This window comes from Sphingomonas oryzagri, from assembly GCF_029906645.1.
Lineage (GTDB): Bacteria > Pseudomonadota > Alphaproteobacteria > Sphingomonadales > Sphingomonadaceae > Solisphingomonas > Solisphingomonas oryzagri.
The window spans coordinates 1,976,756-1,995,550 of the sequence record NZ_JARYGZ010000001.1 but is presented as its reverse complement, the minus strand read 5'-3'; the positions used below and the strand labels follow the sequence as shown (position 1 = coordinate 1,995,550).

20 protein-coding genes and 1 tRNA gene are annotated in these 18,795 nt (G+C 67.4%); 4 read left to right on the top strand and 17 right to left on the bottom strand.

Annotated features, from left to right (window positions below; translation table 11 throughout):
* Positions 1 to 17: 17 nt before the first annotated feature.
* The 11 genes from QGN17_RS09770 to QGN17_RS09720 form a co-directional block, all read right to left on the bottom strand.
* Positions 18 to 266 carry a hypothetical protein gene (locus tag QGN17_RS09770; protein WP_281044284.1) on the bottom strand — a complete coding sequence of 83 codons (249 nt, stop codon included), beginning with the start codon at positions 264 to 266 and terminating at the stop codon, positions 18 to 20.
* Positions 267 to 304: 38 nt separating this feature from the next.
* Positions 305 to 1,669, bottom strand: coding sequence for a tRNA (N6-isopentenyl adenosine(37)-C2)-methylthiotransferase MiaB (gene miaB / locus QGN17_RS09765; RefSeq protein WP_281044283.1), 1,365 nt, complete (start codon positions 1,667 to 1,669; stop codon positions 305 to 307).
* 9 nt (positions 1,670 to 1,678) lie between these two features.
* The gene (locus tag QGN17_RS09760; protein WP_281044282.1) at positions 1,679 to 2,410 is read right to left on the bottom strand and encodes a lysophospholipid acyltransferase family protein; all 732 of its coding nucleotides are present in this window, start codon (positions 2,408 to 2,410) and stop codon (positions 1,679 to 1,681) included.
* A gap of 9 nt (positions 2,411 to 2,419) precedes the next feature.
* Complete coding sequence (locus tag QGN17_RS09755; RefSeq protein ID WP_022692205.1) at positions 2,420 to 2,839, bottom strand: Fur family transcriptional regulator; 420 nt, start codon at positions 2,837 to 2,839, stop codon at positions 2,420 to 2,422.
* A 71-nt stretch (positions 2,840 to 2,910) separates the two neighbouring features.
* Entirely contained in the window at positions 2,911 to 3,327 is a 417-nt protein-coding gene (locus tag QGN17_RS09750) for a MucR family transcriptional regulator (protein WP_022692206.1), read from the bottom strand.
* Positions 3,328 to 3,450: 123 nt separating this feature from the next.
* Entirely contained in the window at positions 3,451 to 3,927 is a 477-nt protein-coding gene (rimI, locus tag QGN17_RS09745; protein ID WP_281044281.1) for a ribosomal protein S18-alanine N-acetyltransferase, read from the bottom strand.
* Positions 3,924 to 4,550, bottom strand: coding sequence for a tRNA (adenosine(37)-N6)-threonylcarbamoyltransferase complex dimerization subunit type 1 TsaB (gene tsaB / locus QGN17_RS09740; RefSeq protein WP_281044280.1), 627 nt, complete (start codon positions 4,548 to 4,550; stop codon positions 3,924 to 3,926). The genes rimI and tsaB overlap by 4 nt, the downstream gene beginning before the upstream one ends.
* Positions 4,551 to 4,554: 4 nt before the next feature.
* Positions 4,555 to 5,145, bottom strand: coding sequence for a malonic semialdehyde reductase (locus tag QGN17_RS09735; RefSeq protein ID WP_281044279.1), 591 nt, complete (start codon positions 5,143 to 5,145; stop codon positions 4,555 to 4,557).
* Positions 5,146 to 5,168: 23 nt separating this feature from the next.
* Positions 5,169 to 5,741, bottom strand: coding sequence for a NifU family protein (locus QGN17_RS09730; RefSeq protein WP_281044278.1), 573 nt, complete (start codon positions 5,739 to 5,741; stop codon positions 5,169 to 5,171).
* A gap of 108 nt (positions 5,742 to 5,849) precedes the next feature.
* Positions 5,850 to 6,920 (bottom strand): hypothetical protein, encoded by a 1,071-nt coding sequence (locus QGN17_RS09725; protein WP_281044277.1) that lies wholly within the window; start codon positions 6,918 to 6,920, stop codon positions 5,850 to 5,852.
* Between the two features lie 178 nt (positions 6,921 to 7,098).
* Positions 7,099 to 7,890 carry an aspartyl/asparaginyl beta-hydroxylase domain-containing protein gene (locus QGN17_RS09720; RefSeq protein WP_281045191.1) on the bottom strand — a complete coding sequence of 264 codons (792 nt, stop codon included), beginning with the start codon at positions 7,888 to 7,890 and terminating at the stop codon, positions 7,099 to 7,101.
* 321 nt (positions 7,891 to 8,211) lie between these two features.
* Here QGN17_RS09720 and QGN17_RS09715 point away from each other — a divergent pair, with 321 nt between their 5' ends.
* Positions 8,212 to 9,783, top strand: coding sequence for a DEAD/DEAH box helicase (locus QGN17_RS09715; RefSeq protein ID WP_281044276.1), 1,572 nt, complete (start codon positions 8,212 to 8,214; stop codon positions 9,781 to 9,783).
* A gap of 42 nt (positions 9,784 to 9,825) precedes the next feature.
* On the opposite strand, the gene QGN17_RS09710 is transcribed toward QGN17_RS09715, so the two are convergent.
* The 6 genes from QGN17_RS09710 to QGN17_RS09685 all read right to left on the bottom strand — a co-directional run bounded on the left by QGN17_RS09710 (position 9,826) and on the right by QGN17_RS09685 (position 15,347).
* A complete protein-coding gene (locus QGN17_RS09710; RefSeq protein ID WP_281044275.1) occupies positions 9,826 to 10,452 on the bottom strand; it encodes a DedA family protein in 627 nt (208 codons plus the stop codon).
* 54 nt (positions 10,453 to 10,506) lie between these two features.
* The gene (locus tag QGN17_RS09705) at positions 10,507 to 11,394 is read right to left on the bottom strand and encodes a DMT family transporter (protein ID WP_281044274.1); all 888 of its coding nucleotides are present in this window, start codon (positions 11,392 to 11,394) and stop codon (positions 10,507 to 10,509) included.
* Between the two features lie 73 nt (positions 11,395 to 11,467).
* The gene (hslU, locus tag QGN17_RS09700) at positions 11,468 to 12,772 is read right to left on the bottom strand and encodes an ATP-dependent protease ATPase subunit HslU (RefSeq protein WP_281044273.1); all 1,305 of its coding nucleotides are present in this window, start codon (positions 12,770 to 12,772) and stop codon (positions 11,468 to 11,470) included.
* Between the two features lie 121 nt (positions 12,773 to 12,893).
* Positions 12,894 to 13,448, bottom strand: a complete 555-nt coding sequence (hslV, locus tag QGN17_RS09695) for an ATP-dependent protease subunit HslV (protein ID WP_281044272.1) — start codon at positions 13,446 to 13,448, stop codon at positions 12,894 to 12,896.
* 149 nt (positions 13,449 to 13,597) lie between these two features.
* Positions 13,598 to 14,278: an RlmE family RNA methyltransferase gene (locus tag QGN17_RS09690; RefSeq protein ID WP_281044271.1), complete on the bottom strand. Its 681-nt coding sequence runs from the start codon at positions 14,276 to 14,278 to the stop codon at positions 13,598 to 13,600.
* 10 nt (positions 14,279 to 14,288) lie between these two features.
* Positions 14,289 to 15,347 (bottom strand): Ppx/GppA phosphatase family protein, encoded by a 1,059-nt coding sequence (locus tag QGN17_RS09685; RefSeq protein WP_281044270.1) that lies wholly within the window; start codon positions 15,345 to 15,347, stop codon positions 14,289 to 14,291.
* Positions 15,348 to 15,490: 143 nt separating this feature from the next.
* On the opposite strand from QGN17_RS09685, the gene QGN17_RS09680 reads away from it, so the two are divergent.
* The 3 genes from QGN17_RS09680 to QGN17_RS09670 all read left to right on the top strand — a co-directional run bounded on the left by QGN17_RS09680 (position 15,491) and on the right by QGN17_RS09670 (position 18,652).
* Positions 15,491 to 15,564, top strand: a tRNA-Gln gene (locus QGN17_RS09680).
* Between the two features lie 146 nt (positions 15,565 to 15,710).
* On the top strand, positions 15,711 to 17,366 hold the full coding sequence (locus tag QGN17_RS09675) for a M28 family metallopeptidase (RefSeq protein ID WP_281044269.1): 1,656 nt from the start codon (positions 15,711 to 15,713) through the stop codon (positions 17,364 to 17,366).
* The gene (locus QGN17_RS09670) at positions 17,366 to 18,652 is read left to right on the top strand and encodes an APC family permease (protein ID WP_281044268.1); all 1,287 of its coding nucleotides are present in this window, start codon (positions 17,366 to 17,368) and stop codon (positions 18,650 to 18,652) included. Before QGN17_RS09675 ends, QGN17_RS09670 begins: the two co-directional genes overlap by 1 nt.
* Positions 18,653 to 18,795 lie beyond the last annotated feature (143 nt).

Genomic DNA, 18,795 nt, shown 5'->3' with positions numbered 1-18,795 from the left:
TGGCTATTTTGGATCGATCACCGGCCCGTACCGACATTGTAGCGTACGATCACGGGTTTCTCACAACCGTCCACGGAGTGAATGACCGTCAGGATTTCGTTAGCCGGCGGCAGCTGATCCAGTCGACGGAAACCGCCCGAATTCGGCTTAGCGGTGGCATAATCGATGCCGTGGTTCAGGCAATCCTTGCCGGGTCCGGATCGCTCGACGGGCGGGGAGGCGGCGAGCAGGAGCAGGGCAGGCGGGACGACGAGGACGCGACGCATGAGCGATCTCCCGAACTGAACCTGGTCCTTGTAGCAGATCAGGCGGCTGTGCGCACTCGCTCGACCGCGCCGAGGCTGTTCGGGCCGGCGGCGGTGATCTCGACCTCGACCATCGTGCCGATCGCCGCATCGGTCTGCAGATGCACCGATTGCAGCCAGGGCGATTTGCCGAGCATCTGGCCGGGCAGCTTCCCCTTGCGCTCGATCAGCACCTGCGTGCGGGCGCCGACGGTGGCGCGGTTGAACGCGTGCTGCTGCGCGTTGAGCAGAGCCTGCAAGCGCTGGAGCCGCTCGTCCATCACCTCCGGTGCGATCTGATCCTCCATCGAGGCCGCCGGCGTGCCGGGGCGGGGGCTGTATTTGAAGCTGAACGCCTGCGCGTGGCCGATCCGATCGACCAGATCGAGCGTCTCCTGAAATTCCGCCTCCGTCTCGCCAGGGAAGCCGACGATGAAATCGCCCGACAGCGCGATATCCGGCCGCGCGGCGCGCACGCGATCGATGATGCGCAGATAGGAATCGCGGCTATGGCTTCGGTTCATCGCTTTCAGGATGCGATCGGAGCCGGCCTGCACGGGCAGATGCAGGAAGGGCATCAGCGCCTCCACGTCGCGATGCGCGTCGATGAGGCCCTGCGTCATGTCGTTCGGGTGGCTCGTCGTGTAGCGGATGCGATCGAGGCCGGACAGCCTGTCCAGCGCGCGGATCAGCCCGTCGAGGCCCTGCACGGCGCCGGCATGATCCTCGCCGCTCCACGCGTTGACGTTCTGCCCTAGCAGGGTGATCTCGCGCGCGCCGGCATCGATGAGCGCCTTGGCCTCATCGACGATCTCGCCCCACGGCCGTGAGATTTCCGCGCCGCGCGTATAAGGGACGACGCAGTAGGTGCAGAATTTGTCGCAGCCTTCCTGCACCGTCAGGAAGGCGGTCGGGCCGACCTTGCGACGGGCGGGCAGCGCGCCGAACTTGGCGATGGCTGGCATGTCGGTATCGAGCGCGCTTTTCCCGGCCGCCGCGTCCGCCACCAGCTCCGGCAGGCGGTGATAGGCCTGCGGGCCGACGACGATGTCCACCGCCTTCGCCCGGTTCGGGATTTCGGCTCCCTCGGCCTGCGCCACGCAGCCGGCGACGGCGATCAGCGGCTTGTCCCGGCCGTCCTCGCGGGCGTCCTTCACGATGCGGCCGATGTCCGAATAGACCTTCTCGGCCGCTTTCTCGCGGATGTGACAGGTGTTGAGCACGACGAGGTCGGCAGCCTCGTTTTCGCCCGCTGCCGACATGCCCTGCGCGGCCAGCAGTTCGGCCATGCGCTCGCCGTCATAGACGTTCATCTGGCAGCCGAAGGACTTGACCGCGAAGGTCTGGGGAGCGGATCGAGCGCCATGGTCGGGTTTGGGGGACATGGCGCGCGCCTATACAGCGAGCGGGGCGGACTCGCCAAGCGCCGTGCAGATCTCCTCGCGCGCGGCGGTGGTGAGTTGCTTGCGATCGGGCATGGCGGCCGGGTCTATCGGTGCCAGGAATCGCAGAACGACCCTGCGGCGGCCCGGCATCGCGAGTATCCGCATCACCTCGGCACCGGTGCCGTTCTCGTCCGGCCACGCGATGGCGCGTGTCTCGCTCCCGAAATCGAGCGCGAGCGGCTGGAGCCGGATGCCCGGCTGCGGCGGCAGCAGCGCGGCGAGCAGCGAGGCGCGGAAAGGGCCGACGCAGGTGCCCGGCCCGGTGCCGCCTTCCGGGAACAGGGTGACAGGCTTGCCTTCCACCAGTGCGGTGCGGACCCGCTCGGCCTGCTCGTGCACTTTGCCGCGCTCGGTACGCGCGACATAGACGGTGTCGTTGAGGCCGGCGAGCCAGCCGAGGCCAGGCGTGTCGCGCACCTCGTCCTTGGCGATGAAGCGGCTACCCGTCGCGCCGGCGATGATGACGATATCGAGCCAGCTGAGATGGTTGGCGACATACAGGGCATCACGGGACAGCGGCCGCCCCTCGATGCGGACGTCCACGCCCGCCGCCCACGCCGTGCGGCGCAGGAACAGGCGGGGCCAGGGAGACGACAGCCGGGCGAGCCGCCACAGGCCATGAAGCGCGAGATGGACGACCAGCAGCGCGAGGATCAGCGCCAACCGGCCCCGTGCGCGCATCGACAGGAATCAGTCCTTGCGGCCGAGCGGCACGCCGTAAAGTTCCATGCGGTGATCGACCAGGCGGAAGCCCAGTTTCTCGGCGATCTTCTTCTGGAGCAGTTCCAGTTCCTCATCGACGAACTCGATCACCACGCCGGTTTCGACGTTGATCAGGTGGTCGTGATGGGTTTCGGGCGCGGCCTCGTAGCGCGAACGGCCGTCACCGAAATCGTGGCGATCGAGGATGCCGGCCTCCTCGAACAGACGCACGGTGCGGTACACCGTGGCGATCGAAATGCCGGGATCGATTGCGGAGGAGCGACGGTGGACCTCCTCGACATCGGGATGGTCCTCGGCCTCGGACAGAACGCGCGCGATGACGCGACGCTGCTCGGTGATACGGAGGCCCTTCTCGGCGCAGAGCGCCTCAAGATCGATCTTGCGCATGGACCGTCATGTAGGCGGTGATGCGCCGTACGGGAAGCGCGAAACGCTCGCACTTCCCGCGACATTGCGCCTTATTTGCCGCGGCGGCGACGCGTGCCGAGGCCGATCTTCTTCGCCAGGCTGCGGCGCTGCTCGGCATAATTGGGGGCGACCATCGGGTAGTCGGCCGGCAGGTTCCACTTCGCGCGATACTGCTCGGGCGTGAGGTTATAGTGCGTCATCAGATGCCGCTTGAGCATCTTCAGCTTCTTCCCGTCTTCCAGGCAGACGATATAGTCGGGCTTCACCGATGCGCGAACCGACACGGCCGGCTCCTGCTTCACCTCCGGCTCGGGCGCCGTCGTGCCGAGCTGCGTGAGCGCGCTGTGCACGTTCTGGATCAACCCCGGTACATCATTGACCGCAACGCTGTTGTTGCTGACATGCGCCGAAACGATGTCCGCGGTGAGGGTGATCAGGGTTTCGGTCATGTCGAGCACGTCGCTCATGGGGATGCACCTCATACAATAGGGACGTTACACTCCCGTCCCCTGGGGATGATTGATACCGCTCTGTCGCATGATTATCGAAAGTGCAAGCTCTTCTGCGTTAACTCTTTTGCACTTGGAACATTACAATCGACAAGCCAGCGTGATTGCGTCGAAAGACGATCCGTCATGGCCGCGATAATAACGTTTACGGCGGCCAATCTCGTGAAAACCTGCACGTTCGTATAGAATTGCGGCGGGGTTGCCGTCGCGCATTTCCAGATGCAGGCGTGTCGCGCCGCGTGAGCGCGCCTCGTTCGCAACGGCGTCCAGTAACATGCGCCCGATCCCGAACCGGCGATGATCCGGCTGTACGGCCAGCAGCAGCAGCTCTGCCTCGTCGAGCACGCCGCGCGAAAGAGCGAAGCCGGCGGCCTGACCGTCGCGGCGGGCGAGCAGCAGCCACACACCGCCCAGCCCCATGATCCCAGCGCACTGGCTGCGGGTCCACGCCTCCCCGAACGCCGGATCGAAGGCGAGGTGCATGGTGGCCATCACCTCGTCCAGATCGACGGCCGTGCCTTCGACCAGTTCGGTCTGCGATGTGGGGAGTGTGTTCATGCGGCCTTGGGCTTCGCATCCGGCGGGCGGCCGTAGATCGGGCGGGGCGGCAGATCGGCAAAGGCAGGCGGCAGCAGGGCGGCCGATGCGCCATCGGGCAGGGCCGCGATCGCCTCACCGCGGCCCCGCGCCTCGACGAGCACGGCGGCGCCCGATCCGACCACCACCGCCTCCGGCGCGAAGCGGCCCGCCTCGCCCGGCGCGAGCGACACCAAATCGCTTGCCTCCGCGAATGGCTGGGCGCGGAAACGCTGGACGAACAGTTCGCCATGGCCGCCGGTCAGCGCTACCGCACAGGCCTCCAGCGCGGGATCGGCGGCAAAGCGGGCCGCAGCGACGAGCGCCATCGACGAGCAGCCGCGAACCGGCACCGACCAGCCCATCCCCATGCCGATCGCGGCAGCGAGGCCGACGCGCACGCCCGTGAAGCTGCCCGGCCCGCAATCGACCAGGATCGCGTCCGGCACGACGCCGCCTGCATCCTTGAGCAAGGCATCGACCATCGGCACCAGCCGCTCGGCATGGCCGCGCCCGACTTCTTCGGACACGGCGAGCCGCACCGTCCCGCCGTCGATCAGCGCGGCGGAACAGGCGGCGGTGGCAGTGTCGATCGCCAGGATCATGCGCTCAGACGATGCTGTTGGTCTCGTCGAAGTCAAGCCGAGGCAGACGATCGAAGATCGAGGCAGGGTCGCCGTGACCGATCGTCGCGATGAAATTGGACTTGATGTTGGTGCCGGCGAAGAAGGCTTCGTCGACCTTGTCGTTGTCGAAGCCCGACATCGGGCCGACGTCGAAGCCGAGCGCGCGCGCCGCGAGGATCAGATAGGCACCCTGCAGCGACGAATTGCGGAAAGCCGAGCTTTCGATCAGCGGCCGGTTGCCCTCGAACCAGGCCTTGGCGTTGGTATGCGGAAACACCTTCGCCAGAGTTTCGGGGAAATCGTGGTCCATGCCGATGATCGCGGTCACGGGCGCGCCCAGCACCTTTTTCTCGTTGTTCGCCGATACCAGCGTGGACAGCTTCTGCTTCGCCTCGGAGGACTTCACCCAGACGATCCGCATCGGCTGCTGGTTGGCGGCGGTCGGCCCCATCTTGGCGAGATCGTAGATCGCCTGCAGATCGGCATCGCTCACCGCATCGGCCGCGTAGCCATTATAGCTGCGCGCGGTGCGGAAGATCAGGTCGAGGCCAGCCTCGTCGAGCGTCTTGGTCATGAAAATCCCCTTGGGCGTGCGGATCAGACGGCGCGGACGTCGGTCACTTCCGGCACATAGTGCTTCAGAAGCTGCTCGATGCCCTGCTTCAGCGTCGCGGTCGAGGATGGGCAGCCCGAGCAGGCACCGTGCATCGCAAGAAACACCGTGCCCTTCTGGAAGCCGCGATAGACGATGTCGCCGCCATCGCGCGCCACGGCGGGGCGGACGCGCGTATCGATCAGATCCTTGATCTGGTCGACGATGTCGGCATCCTCCGGATCGGAGGGCAATTCCTCATCGGCGGCAACGTCGATACCGTTGTGCGCGGATGCGCGGAACAGCGGCGCGCCGCCGGCGAAATGATCGAGCAGAACGCCCAGCACCTGTGGCTTGGCATCGCGCCAGTCGCCACCGGCGCCGATCGTGACCGAGATGAAATCGCGGCCGAAGAACACGCCCTCGACATCGCCGAGCGAGAACAGCGCCTCCGCCAGCGGCGATGCCTCCGCCTCTTCGGGGTCGGCGAAATCGCGGGTGCCCGCGTCCATCACGACCTGGCCGGGCAGGAACTTGAGCGTCGACGGGTTGGGCGTCGTTTCGGTCTCGATGAGCATGGCGCCCACTTGGGGCCGATGCGGCCGGTGCGCAAGCCTTCGTCCATCGAAAAGCGAAACGCCGCCCCGCACGGAGCGGAGCGGCGTTGGCGTCGATTATGAAGCGTGTCAGCTGCGCGAGGTGCTGAAAGCCGGGCGGAAACCGGTCTTCGTCACGCGCTGCGGCCGGTAGATGACCTGCTCGGCCGGCGCCGGGCGGGCGATCGTCTGCGGCTGTTCGGCCTTTGCCATCGCTGGCGCCATCGCGGGCTGCGGCATCGCGCCAGCGTCCGCCGCGGCCCGCTCGCGCTTATCGAAGAAGGCGGCGCGCTTCAGGCGGGTCTTCAGCGACAGTGAGGGGTTGTCGGGCGTCGGGCCGCGGAAGGCGGCCTGCGCATGACGGCCGTAATGCGAGATGTCGAAGCCCTCGGGAAGATGCTCGCTGGCGACGGGCGCCGACATCGGGGCGACCGGGACGGGGGCCGGCGCAACGGCGACGGGCGCCATCGCGACCGGTTCGGCCGTCGCGGTCGTTTCCGGCTCGTAGGCATAGGACATCTCTTCCTCGTCCTCGCGGCGCTTGCGGCGCATCAGCGCATAGCCGCCACCGGCGAGCAGGATGATGCCGAGGCCACCGGCGCCCGCGATCATCAGCGTCTCGTCCACATTACCCTGTGCGACGGGCGCCGGAGCGGTTGCCTTCGGCGCGGCCGGGACTGGCTGCGCGACCGGCGTCGGCGGCACGGCCGCAACGGGGGCGAGCGTCTTCGGCGTCGTCACCGGAACGGACGGCGGCGCGGACTCCGTAACCTTCGGGGCCGCCTCGGTCTTCGGGGCGGTGCGATGGGTAGCAGCCTTCGGCGCAGGCTTGGCAGCCGGGGTGCTGGACGCGTCGGCGCTGTCGTCGGCTACATGCACAACCGGCGTCGATTGCGTCGCCATCGGCGCGGGCGACGGTGCCGCGGCGGGAGCCGACACCATCGGGATGGCGGTATCCGTCGCGGCGGCTGGGGCCGGCGTCGTATCGGGCGCCACGCTGGGGGCGGTCGTCACGGCCGGCGCAGCGGGCGGGGTGATCGTAACCGGCGCAGGCGCGGCGGCCGGATCGCTGCTCTGCGCGAACGCGGGGGTGGCGGAAAGGGCCAGGACAGCGGCAATCGCGGTCGAGCCCAGGCGAAGCATGGTCTGGTCGTAGCTCATGCACGATCCAACCTTCCGTCAGCGTAAAGAGCTTCATTGGCTGCGGTGAGAAGAAGATAATTTTCGATGAGTTGAAAACTTGCGCTCTGCAATGAATTGCCGATTAACGGCGATGTAGTGTCAAGTTAATCTCGAGATGTCGGCGGAACTCAAGCCGGTCGTGAGAGTATCAAATGGATTAGCGGTTTGCCGCTGCTTCCACCTTGCGGACGCTTTGTTCCCAGAGTGCGATATTGTCCTGCGCTTCCTTGACGAAGGCGGAGCGCCGGATACCGCCAAGGAAGAGATCGGCGACCAGCCTGCCGGGTTGGCGCAGCGGGCGCTCGAACTGCACCAGCAACACGATGCGCGTGCCATCCGTATCGTTCCACACCTCATGCTCGTAGGTGTCGTCGAACACGAGCGTCTCGCCTTCCGACCAGCCGACGGTCTCGGGACCGACATTCATGCGCACCGATCCGTCGGATGGCACCTGCAGGCCGAGATGGCAGGTCATCAGGCCTTTGGTGACACCCCGATGGGCCGGGATGTGCGTACCGGGCCGCAGGATGGAGAAGAAGCCGCTGTTGAGGCCCGGCACCTGCGCCAGCACCGCCGCCGTTCTGGGGCAACGCGCAATATTCTCTTCGATCCGTGCGCCATAGCCGATCAGGAAGAAGCTGCGCCACTTGTCGTCCTCGGCGATGCGGGCATGATCGGGCGATACCGCGCGTAGTGCCGGCACGGCATTCTGGTCGCGGGTGACGGCGAGTGCCTCCTCGCGGATCGCCTGCCAATTGTCGCGCAATATCCGTGTCCAGGGAAAGACAGCGGAATCGAGCACCGGATCGTTCGGCACGCGCGAAGAGCGCGCCACGATGGCATCTACATAACGGCGGATCTTCTTGCCCGCGCGCAGGATGAAGGGGCGCTTCGGCACGGCGGACGCCGGGTGAAGGACTGTCGCATCGACGTGCGCGATTCGGGTCATGTCGTTCACGGGATTGTCCTCCCAATCTGCCGGCGAAACGCGCTGCTGGATTGACAGTTCCATTTCAAAAAGCAACTTACAACATGGTCATGTTGCTTTTTGCAACGCAACACGCCATATGGCCCGCGCGTCGATGGCTTCAAGCCATGGACCGGTGCCGCGTGAAACGCGCCGCCCCGAGACAGGGGTGGATCGAGCAGCCGGTCCCAGCGCGACGCTTGCCTGAGGGCTGCCCCTTTTCACGCGGGTCGTCATCGAACCCGCTGCCGCGCCCCCGGTCCGTCCGGGGCTGCGTGCGGCCATGCATATGGATTGACCATCTTGACTCAATTTTCCGACCTCGGCCTCGCCGCGCCCATCCAGTCTGCGCTCGATTCCGAAGGCTATGTGACGCCGACACCGATCCAGGCACAGTCGATCCCGCCGTTGCTCCAGGGCCGCGACCTGCTCGGCATCGCCCAGACCGGCACCGGCAAGACCGCCGCTTTCTCGCTGCCGGCGCTCCACCATCTCTCCGCTTCGCCGAAACGTGCGCTGCCGCAGACCTGCCGTATGCTGGTGCTGGCGCCGACCCGCGAGCTCGCCTCGCAGATCGCGGACTCGATGCGTGCTTATGGCAAGAACCTGAAGCTGTCGGTCGCGACCGTGTTCGGCGGCGTGCCCGTCGGCCGTCAGATCCGGCAGATGCAAATCGGCGTCGACATCCTCGTCGCCACGCCGGGCCGCCTGCTCGACCTGATCGATCAGCGCGCGCTGTCGCTCCGCAACGTCGAGATCTTCGTGCTCGACGAGGCCGATCAGATGCTCGACCTCGGGTTCATTCACGCGCTTAAGCGCATCGTGCCGTTGCTCCCGAAGCAGCGCCAGTCGCTGTTCTTCTCGGCGACCATGCCCAAGACGATCGGCGAGCTCGCCGACAAGTTCCTCACCGATCCGGTGAAGGTCGCGGTGGCGCCGGTCTCGTCGACCGCCGAGCGCGTCGATCAGTATCTCACCTACGTCAACCAGAACGAGAAGCAGGCGCTGCTGACGCTGAAGCTGCGCGAGCTGGAGATCGGCCGCGCGCTGGTGTTCAGCCGCACCAAGCATGGCGCCGACCGCATCGTCCGTCACCTCGGCGCGGCGGGCATCAATGCGTCCGCGATCCACGGCAACAAGAGCCAGCCGCAGCGCGAGAAGGCGCTCTCCGCCTTCCGTGACGGCTCGGCGCCGATCCTCGTCGCCACCGACATCGCCGCGCGCGGCATCGACGTCGACGGCGTGACCCATGTGTTCAACTTCGACATCCCGGACGTGCCGGAACAATATGTCCACCGCATCGGCCGCACCGCGCGCGCCGGCGCCTCGGGCATGGCGATGGCCTTCGTATCGCCGGACGAGCGCAACAACATGCGCGACGTGACCAGGCTCACCAAGGTCCACCCGACCGAGCTGCCGCTGCCCGAGAATTTCGTCGTGGAGCTGAAGCGGCTGCCGCTGCCCAAGATGGCCACCAAGGATGATCGCGAGCGTGATGCGCTGGGTTCGCGCGGCCGTAACGACGGTCGCGGCGGTGGCCGTGGCCGTCCGCAGCACGGCCAGATCCATCGCGGCGGCACCAACCGCGAAACCTCGCGCGACGCCTCGCCGCGCGGCCCGGTCGCCAACCCGCTGGGCGGACGCGGCCATCCCGGCCCGCAGCGCTCCAACTGGAGCCCGGTCGACGCCAACCGCCCCGATCGCGGCGAACGCCCGCAGCGGGCGGACGGCAACCGTCCGGATCGTGGCGAGCGCGCCGGTTCCGGCGACCGTTCGCAGCGCCCCGGCGGGGGTAATGGCGGCAATGGCCGTCGTCGCGGCGGCCGCGGTCGCGGCGGCAACGGCGGTGGTCAGCCCCGCGCACAGCAAGGCTGATGTTCCTGGCCCTCTCCCGCATGGCGGGGGAGGGCGAGCGGGTCAGTGTTTCCGCATTCCCCGGACACGGTGCCAGACATAGAAGGCGCCCGCCGCGACGATCGCCACGACCACCACGATGTCGAGCTTCGACATGATGGCGTGCAGCCGCGGATCGTTGTTCCACGCGGCACCGAGGTGCTTGCCGATCAGCGCCAGCGCGTAGCAGAACGGCCAGCTGCCGATGAACGTGTAGATGTGGAATCGCCACAAGTTCATCCGTGCCATACCGGCGGGGAAGGCGATGAAGCTGCGGATCACCGGCAGCATTCGCCCGATCAGGATCGAAAAGCTGCCGAACCGCTCGAAGAAGCGCTCCGCCTTGTTCAGCTCGTCCTCGCCGATCAACACCCATTTGCCCCAGCGCAGGATGAAGGCGCGGCCGCCATATTGCCCTGCCCAGTAAGCTGGAATCGAGCCTAGGTTGCAGCCGATCGCGCCCGCCGTAGCGACCCAGAACAGGTTCAACTCGCCGGTAGAAACCAGATAGCCGGCGAACGGCATGATCACTTCGGAGGGGAGCGGGATGCAGGCGCTCTCGATCGCCATCAGCAGCGCGACGCCGCCATAGCCCATCGCGGAGATCACGGAGATGATCCACGTCGCGACGTGGGCGAGGATGTTGTGCATGACGGCCGCGATCCTTGGGCGAGCGCGTTGGCTTTGTCTAGGCGGGTTCGGCGCCTAGGCCGGTTCGGCGATCGGCGGCTTGGGCGCGGCGCGGGCGAGCAGCACGCCGCCCAGCGCCAGCGCGAAGCCTGTGATCTGCACGGGGCCTAGCTTCTCGCCGAACAGCAGCCACGCTTCGACTGCCGCCAGCATCGGCACCAGCAGCAGCAGCGCCGAGACGCGCGTCGCGCCCTGGTGGCGGACCATCCAGACGAGCAGCGACAGGCCGGCGGCGGACAGCGCCAGCACCGACCAGGCGAGGCCTAACCACAGGATCGGCACCGGCTCCCAGCGATATTGCCCGATCGCCAGCGTCGCGAGGATCGCCACGACCGCGCCGCCCGCATTTTGGACCGCGCCGGACACTCGGATCGGATCGCTGGCGAGTGCGCCGCGCTGGATCATCGTACCGGCGGTCATCCCCAGGATCGCGGTGACGGCGGCGACGGCGCCCCACACGTCCACCGATCCGACGCCGCTCTTCATCAGCGTCGGCGCCAGAACGCAGCCGACACCTGCAATCGCGACGGCGAGGCCCAGCCAGCCGCGTGCGGCGAGCCGCTCATGCAGGAACAGGAAGCTCGCCACCGCCACCATCAGCGGCTGCAGCGCGCCGAGCAGCGACATGATCCCGGCGGGCATCCCGCGCGACACCGCCCACCAGCTCAGGCACAGATAGAAACCATGGAGCATCGCGCCCGCCAGCAGATGCAGCCCCAGCCGCTTCCCGCGCGGAACCGCCTCACGCGCGGCCAGCGCGGCGCCGCCCAGCAGCAGAGTGGTCAGCGCCAGTCGCGCCGCCAGGAACAGCTCCGGTGACACGAACGGGATGACCGCGCGCGCGACGATGAAGCCGGTCGACCAGATCAGGACGAAGAGGATCGGTGCTGCAAGTGCGAACATGGCCGCGCTCTTGCGGGAGCGCGGCCACGATGTCGAGCGGATTGCCCGAAAGGATTAGCTTGGGCGACCCAAGCTACAGAATGTAGCGGCTGAGATCGGTGTTCTTCGCCACCCCTGCCAATTGTCCTTCGACATAGGCGGCGTCGATCGTGAGCGTCTCGCCCTTGCGATCCTCGGCGTCGAAGCTCACTTCCTCCAGCAGCTTTTCCATCACCGTCTGAAGGCGGCGGGCGCCGATATTCTCCACCGTCTCGTTCACCTGCGCGGCGATCTTGGCGATGGCGCGGATACCGTCGTCGGTGAAGGAGATGGTCACGCCCTCGGTGCCGATCAGCCCGACATATTGCTGGGTGAGCGACGCGCGCGTGTCGGTGAGGATCGAGACGAAATCCTCCTCGGTCAGCGCCTTCAGCTCGACGCGGATGGGGAGGCGGCCCTGCAGTTCGGGCAGCATGTCGCTGGGCTTGGCGACGTGGAAGGCGCCGGATGCTATGAAGAGGACGTGGTCGGTCTTCATCGGGCCGTACTTCGTGGCGACGGTCGTGCCCTCGATCAGCGGCAGCAGGTCGCGCTGCACGCCTTCGCGGCTGACCGAGCCGCCGCGCACGTCGCTGACCGCGATCTTGTCGATCTCGTCGAGGAAGACGATGCCGTTGGCCTCGGCGTCGGTGAGCGCGGCGCGGTTGAGGTCGTCGCTGTCGAGGCGCTTGTCGCTCTCTTCCTCGACCAGCTTCTTCCACGCATCGTGGACGGCGAGCTTGCGGCGCTTGACCGGCTTGTTGCCGCCGAACGCCTTGCCCATCATGTCGGAGAGGTTGATCATGCCGACCTGCCCGCCCATGCCGGGGATCTCGAACGGGGTCTGCGGCTGATCCTCCAGCTCCAGCTCGATCTCCTTGTCGTTGAGCGTGCCGTCGCGGAAGCGCTGGGTGAAGGCGATGCGTGTCGCCTCCGAGGCATCCTTGCCGACCAGCGCGACGAGCAGGCGGTCGAGCGCGGCCTCCTCGGCCTTGTCCTTCACCGCGACGCGGCGGCGCTCGCGCTCCAGCCGGATCGCCTCCTCGACGAGATCGCGCGCGATCTGCTCGACGTCGCGGCCGACATAGCCGACCTCGGTGAACTTGGTGGCCTCCACCTTCACGAAGGGCGCGTCGGCGAGCTTCGCCAAGCGGCGGCTGATCTCGGTCTTGCCGCAGCCGGTGGGGCCGATCATCAGGATGTTCTTGGGGCTGACCTCGTCGCGCAGGTCGGCGCCAAGGCGCTGGCGGCGCCAGCGGTTGCGGAGCGCCACCGCGACGGCGCGCTTGGCGTCGGCCTGGCCGATGATGTGCTCGTCGAGCGCCTTGACGATGGCTTTCGGGGTGAGGGCGTCGTTCATTTCGTTCCTTCTCCCCTCCCTGAAAGGGAGGGGCCGGGGGTGGGGTCGTATGGGGCGGGAGCTAAGCGATACGGAAGCGAACCCACCCCAAACCCCTCCCTTTCAGGGAGGGGCTTCAGGTTCAGGAGGCCGAGTCCAGCGTCTCCACGGTCAGCCGGTCGTTGGTGAACACGCAGACCTCGGCGGCGATGGCCATGGCCTTGCGGCAGATCGTCTCGGCATCCGGCTCGTAATCGACCAGCGCGCGGGCGGCGGAGAGCGCATAATTGCCGCCCGAGCCGATCGCGGCGATCCCGTTTTCCGGCTCCAGCACGTCGCCGTTGCCGGTGAGGATCAACGTCACCTCCCGATCGGCGACGATCATCAGGGCTTCGAGGTTGCGGAGATATTTGTCTGTCCGCCAGTCCTTCGCCAGTTCGACGGCGGCCCGCATCAGCTGGCCGTTATGGCGCTCCAGCTTGGCCTCCAGCCGCTCGAACAGGGTGAAGGCGTCGGCGGTGGCGCCCGCGAAGCCCGCGATCACGCCGCCATCGTGTAGAGTGCGCACCTTGCGCGCATTGGGCTTCATCACGGTGTTGCCCATGGAGACCTGGCCGTCGCCGGCGATCACCACCTTGCCGCCACGCCGCACCGAAAGAATGGTGGTGCCGTGCCAGCCGATCTTGTCTTCGCTCATGAAATTCCCGCTCTTGGTTACGGTGGCGGATATGTGGTTGAGCTTCTCCGCCTGCAACACCCACCCCGTTCGCACTGAGCGAAGTCGAAGTGCGGGCCTCAGATGCTGCGCTCGCTGCCCGTCCTTCGACTTCGCTCAGGACGAACGGGTCATTCGGGCTCAGCCCGCCCCTTGAAGCCCTGCGCCACCACGTACCACTCGCTCGATTCCTTGCGGCTCGCCGGCGGCTTGGCATGCTTCACCGTCGTGAAATTACGCTTCAGTTCCGCCACCAGCGCATTGTCCGCGCCGCCCGCGAGCACCTTGGCGACGAAGGTGCCACCCTTGCGCAGCACCTCGGTCGCGAACAGCGCGCCGGCTTCGACCAGCGCCATGGTGCGCAGGTGGTCGGTCTGCTGGTGGCCGACGGTGTTCGCCGCCATGTCGCTCAGCACCAGGTCCGCAAGCCCACCCAGCGCCTCGTCCAGCAGGCGCGGGGCGTCGTCGTCGAGGAAATCCATCTGGAAGATGGTGACCTCCTCGATCGGATCGACCGGCAGCAGGTCGATCCCCGCCACCTTCGCCTTGGGGCACATCTTGCGCACCACCTGCGTCCAGCCGCCCGGCGCGATGCCGAGATCGACTACCCTCTGGGCGCCTTTCAGGAAACCGAAGCGCTCGTCCAGCTCGATCAGCTTGTAGGCGGCGCGGCTGCGATAGCCCTCGGCCCGCGCCCGCTGCACATAAGGATCGTTCAGCTGGCGCTCGAGCCAGCGGGTGGATGCGGCGGTGCGGTTCCGCGCGGTCTTGACCCGCTGGCGGAGGCCAGAGCCGGTACGTTTCGTCGTCATGCCCGGCCCCCTAGCGGATATGCGCGTCGCGCGCGATCAGCGAACGCAAGATGCCCTCGCGGATGCCGCGATCGGCGACGCCGAGGCGATCCGCCGGCCAGATGTCGAGGATCGCCTCCAGGATCGCGCAGCCCGCCACCACCAGATCGGCCCGCTCGTTGCCGATGCAGGGGACGGTTGAACGCTCCGCCACCGTCATGCCGGAAAGCCGCGTGCTGATGTCGCGCATCGCCTCGGCCGGAACGACAAGCCCATCCACCGCGCGCCGGTCGTAAGCGGGCAGGCCGAGATGCAGGCTGGCGAGCGTCGTCACCGTGCCCGACGTGCCAAGCAGGCGCGGCGCAATCTCCGGCTTGGGCAGCGTCGCCGCGAAATCGGCGAAGGCACCCGCGACGCGAGACTTCATCCGGTGATAGGCGGCGAGCGCCTGCGCCGCGTCGTCGCTGCGCTTGCCGCCCTCCGCCTCGGTGAGCGACACGACGCCCCACGGCGCGGAAAACCAGTCGAGGATACGGCAGGTGCCGTCCTCGATGGTTTCGCACAGCACCAGCTCGGTCGATCCGCCGCCGATATCGAAGATCAAAGCGGGACCTTCGCCCGCCGGCAACAATGCCTGGCAGCCGAGCACTGCGAGCCGCGCTTCCTCGCCCGGACCGATCACGTCGAGCCGGATGCCGGTCTCGGCCCAGACGCGCTCGACGAAGTCGCGGCCGTTATCGGCGCGGCGGCAGGCCTCGGTCGCGACCGAGCGGACCAGCGTCACGTGCCGGCGCTTCAGCTTGTCCGCGCAGATCGACAGTGCCGCGATGGCGCGCTCGATCGCCGCGTCGGACAGCCGCCCGGACGTGGCGAGGCCCTCGCCCAGCCGCACGATTCGCGAAAAGGCGTCGATGATCGTGAAACCCTCGGGGGAGGGCCGCGCGATCAGCAGACGGCAATTGTTGGTCCCCAGATCGAGCGCCGCATAGGTGCGTCGATCACTGTCCCGCCTCGGTGGCGGGGGCTTACGGCCCTGCGAGCCGGGCCTTTGCCCGGCGCGCGGCCTGACGCTGGCGGCATCGTGCGCCATCGGCCGCTTCATCCTCATACATGTCCCGGCGGATGATCCCGCCGCTGCTTGAGAGAGAAGGTATAGGTGAGAACCGTTCGCCGCAAGGCCATCCGCCGTTGACAGCACGCCCGCACGAATCTAGATGGCCCGCCTGCCGTTGGTGCCCCGTCGTCTAAAGGTAAGACTCCGGACTCTGACTCCGTTAATCGAGGTTCGAATCCTCGCGGGGCATCCAGGCATTTCCCACGAGAAGTAGCATCGGCGGACGCATCACCCGTGCGGGGACGGTGCGCCCCGGCAATCGCCATGGCTTATCCGGCGCGGGCTTTCCTTTTGCGGCACGGCGGATAGGTTCGCAGCTCCAGAATAAGGGGTTTGTCGATGCGTTCGTTGCTCGCCTGTCTGCTTGCCACCACCATTCCTGCGTCGGCGATCGCCGTCACGCCGACCGAGCCGGTTTTCTCGCCGCAGCGTCTGTCCGGCCATATCCGCATCCTGTCATCGGACGCGTTCGAGGGACGGGGACCGGCCACGGCGGGCGAAACCAAGACGGTGGACTATCTGGAGCAGCAATTCCAGGCGGCCGGGCTGGAGCCGGGCGGCCCGCTGAAGAACGGCAGGCGCGGCTGGACGCAGGACGTGCCGTTGCTCCGATCCGAAATCGCCGGCCAGCCGGACGTTTCGATGGATATAGCCGGCATCAGGACACCGTTGACGCAAGGCAATGAGATCGCGATCCGCGCGCCGATGGACGGCGAGAAATCGGTCGCGCTCGACAAGGCGCCGCTCGTCTTCGTCGGCTACGGGGTGAAGGCGCCCGAGCGTAAGTGGGACGATTTCAAGGGCGTCGATCTCCACGGCAAGATCATGGTCGTGCTGGTCAATGATCCGGATTACGAAACCGGACAGGGCGATTTCGGCGGCAAGGCGATGACCTATTATGGCCGCTGGACCTACAAGTATGAGGAGGGCGCGCGACAGGGCGCAGCGGGCGTGATCGTGATCCACGAGACCGATCCCGCCTCCTACGGCTGGGCGACCGTGAAGAACAGCAACACCAACACCCAGTTCGACATCGTCCGCAAGAACCCGCGCGCCAGCCACACGCCGATGGAGGCGTGGATCCAGCGCGATCTGGCGGTGAAGCTGTTCCAGGCCTCCGGTCTCGATTTCGAGGCGCTGAAGAAGCAGGCGCAGACGCGTGACTTCAAGCCGGTCGAACTGAAGGCGACGATGAGCGCGCATTATGCCGCCAACGTTTCCACCATCATCTCGCACAACGTGCTGGCGCGGCTGACCGGCAAGGGCCACCCGAACGAGACGGTGATGTACACCGCGCACTGGGACCATCTCGGCGTCGGCGCGCCCGATGCGAAGGGCGATCGTATCTATAACGGCGCGGTGGACAACGGCACCGGGCAGGCGGCGCTGCTGGAGCTGGCGCGTGCCTTCGCCTCGCTGCCGCGCACCGATCGCAGCCTGGTGTTCATGGCGGTGACGGCAGAGGAGAAGGGGCTGCTCGGCTCCGAATATTATGCGTCCGACCCGGTCTATCCGCTGGCCACCACGGCGGGGGTAATCAACATGGACGCGCTCTCCGTCTCTGGCCCCGCCAAGGACTTCACCATTTCGGGCACCGCCAAGCTCGGCCTGCTCGACGACCTGATCAAGGAAGGTGCCGCCAGGGGCCGCACCTACACGCCTGATCCGCGCGTCGAGGCGGGCGGTTTCTACCGGTCGGACCATTTCTCGATGGCCAAGCGCGGCGTGCCGGCGATCAGCTTCGGCTCGGGCCGCGATCTGGTGAATGGCGGGGTCGCGCGCGGCGACGCGCTGGCCAAGGCCTATACGCGCGACAAATATCACCAGCCGGCGGACGAATGGTCGGCCGATTGGGATCTCAGCGGCATGGCGCAGGATGTCGGGCTGCTCTACGATCTCGGCCGCGATCTCGCCAATTCGCGCGAATGGCCGAACTGGTCGCAGGATAGCGAATTCCGCGCCGAGCGGGACAAGACGGTGGCGGAGCGTCGCTGATGGCCGGTGGCGGGGCGACGCGCGACGAGGGGCTGGATCGCGGCATCGGCTCCTACGCGCTCGCCACCGCCACGGTGAATGCGGTGATCGGGGCGGGCATCTTCTCGCTGCCCGCCGGCATGGCGCGGGCGGCGGGGCCGTACGCGCTCGTCGCCTATCTGCTCTGCGCGCTGGCGATGGCGGCCGTGGTGCTGTGCTTCGCGGAAGCCGGGAGCCGCGTGCCGACCTCGGGCGGGCCGTATGGCTATGTCGGCGAGGCGTTCGGGCCGATGGTGGGGCTGGTCGCCGGCATCCTCACCTGGCTCGGCTGCGTGCTGGCCGCCGGCGGGATCGCGGCGGGGCTGGCCGACGCCCTGGCCAAGCTGGTGCCGCAGTTCTCCGGGCCCGTGCCACGCCTGCTGATCATCGTCGGCGTGCTGGGCGGGCTGGCGGGCATCAACCTTCTCGGCGTGCGTACGGCCTCGCGGCTGCTCGCGGCAGGCGCTACGGTGAAACTGGTGCCGTTGCTGCTGTTCGTCGGCATCGGCCTGTTCTTCGTCGATCCGCATAATCTTTGGGCGGGCACGAAGCCCGATGCGGGTGGAATCGGCCGCGCGGTCTTGATTTCGCTCTTCACGTTTCAGGGCATGGAGACGTCGCTCGGAGCCAGCGGCGAGGTGCGCGATCCGGCCCGCACGCTCCCCCGCGCGCTGGTAGCGGCCATGGCCTTCGTGACTCTCGCGTACATGGCGATCCAGTGGGTCGCGCAGGGGTTGCTGGGCGGCGCGCTGGGGGCGTCCAAGGCGCCGCTCGCCGATGCGATGGCGCTGATCGATCCGCGCCTTGGCCTGCTGCTGCTGATCGGGACGGCGCTGTCGATGGCGATCTGGCTGGGCAGCGATCTGCTCGGTGCGCCGCGCCTGCTCTTCGCCTTCGCGCGTGACGGTTTCCTGCCCGCCCCGCTCGCGCGCCTCTCGAAGCGGCAGGTGCCCGCCAACGCCATCATCGCCCATGCGGTGATCGGTATCCTGCTGGCGACGACGGGCACGTTCGAGGAACTGGTGGTGCTCGCCGCGCTGGCGAGCTGCGCTCTCTATATCGCGGGCTGCCTTGCTGCATGGCGGCTGCGCGCCCGCGACGTGGCGCAGGCGGGCACGCCGGTGCGATTGCCGCTGCTGGGGCTGTGGGTGGTGCTGGGCGCTGGATCGATGCTTGTCGCCATCGCGCTGGGCAAGCCGGCAGAGATCGGCGGACTGATCGCGGTGATCCTCGCCTCGATGCTGCTTTATGCCGTCGTAAGGCGGTAAGGCGGGCGCGGACGGAGCGGGTCGGCTGCCGCCGCCCGGTTTATCTCGCGACATCCTTGCGGACGTCCGCGCGGCCCTCGACCGCGCCCGCCGGGTGGCGATTCCACTCCTGCAACCGCCCCGCTAATCTTTGCAATCGCCCG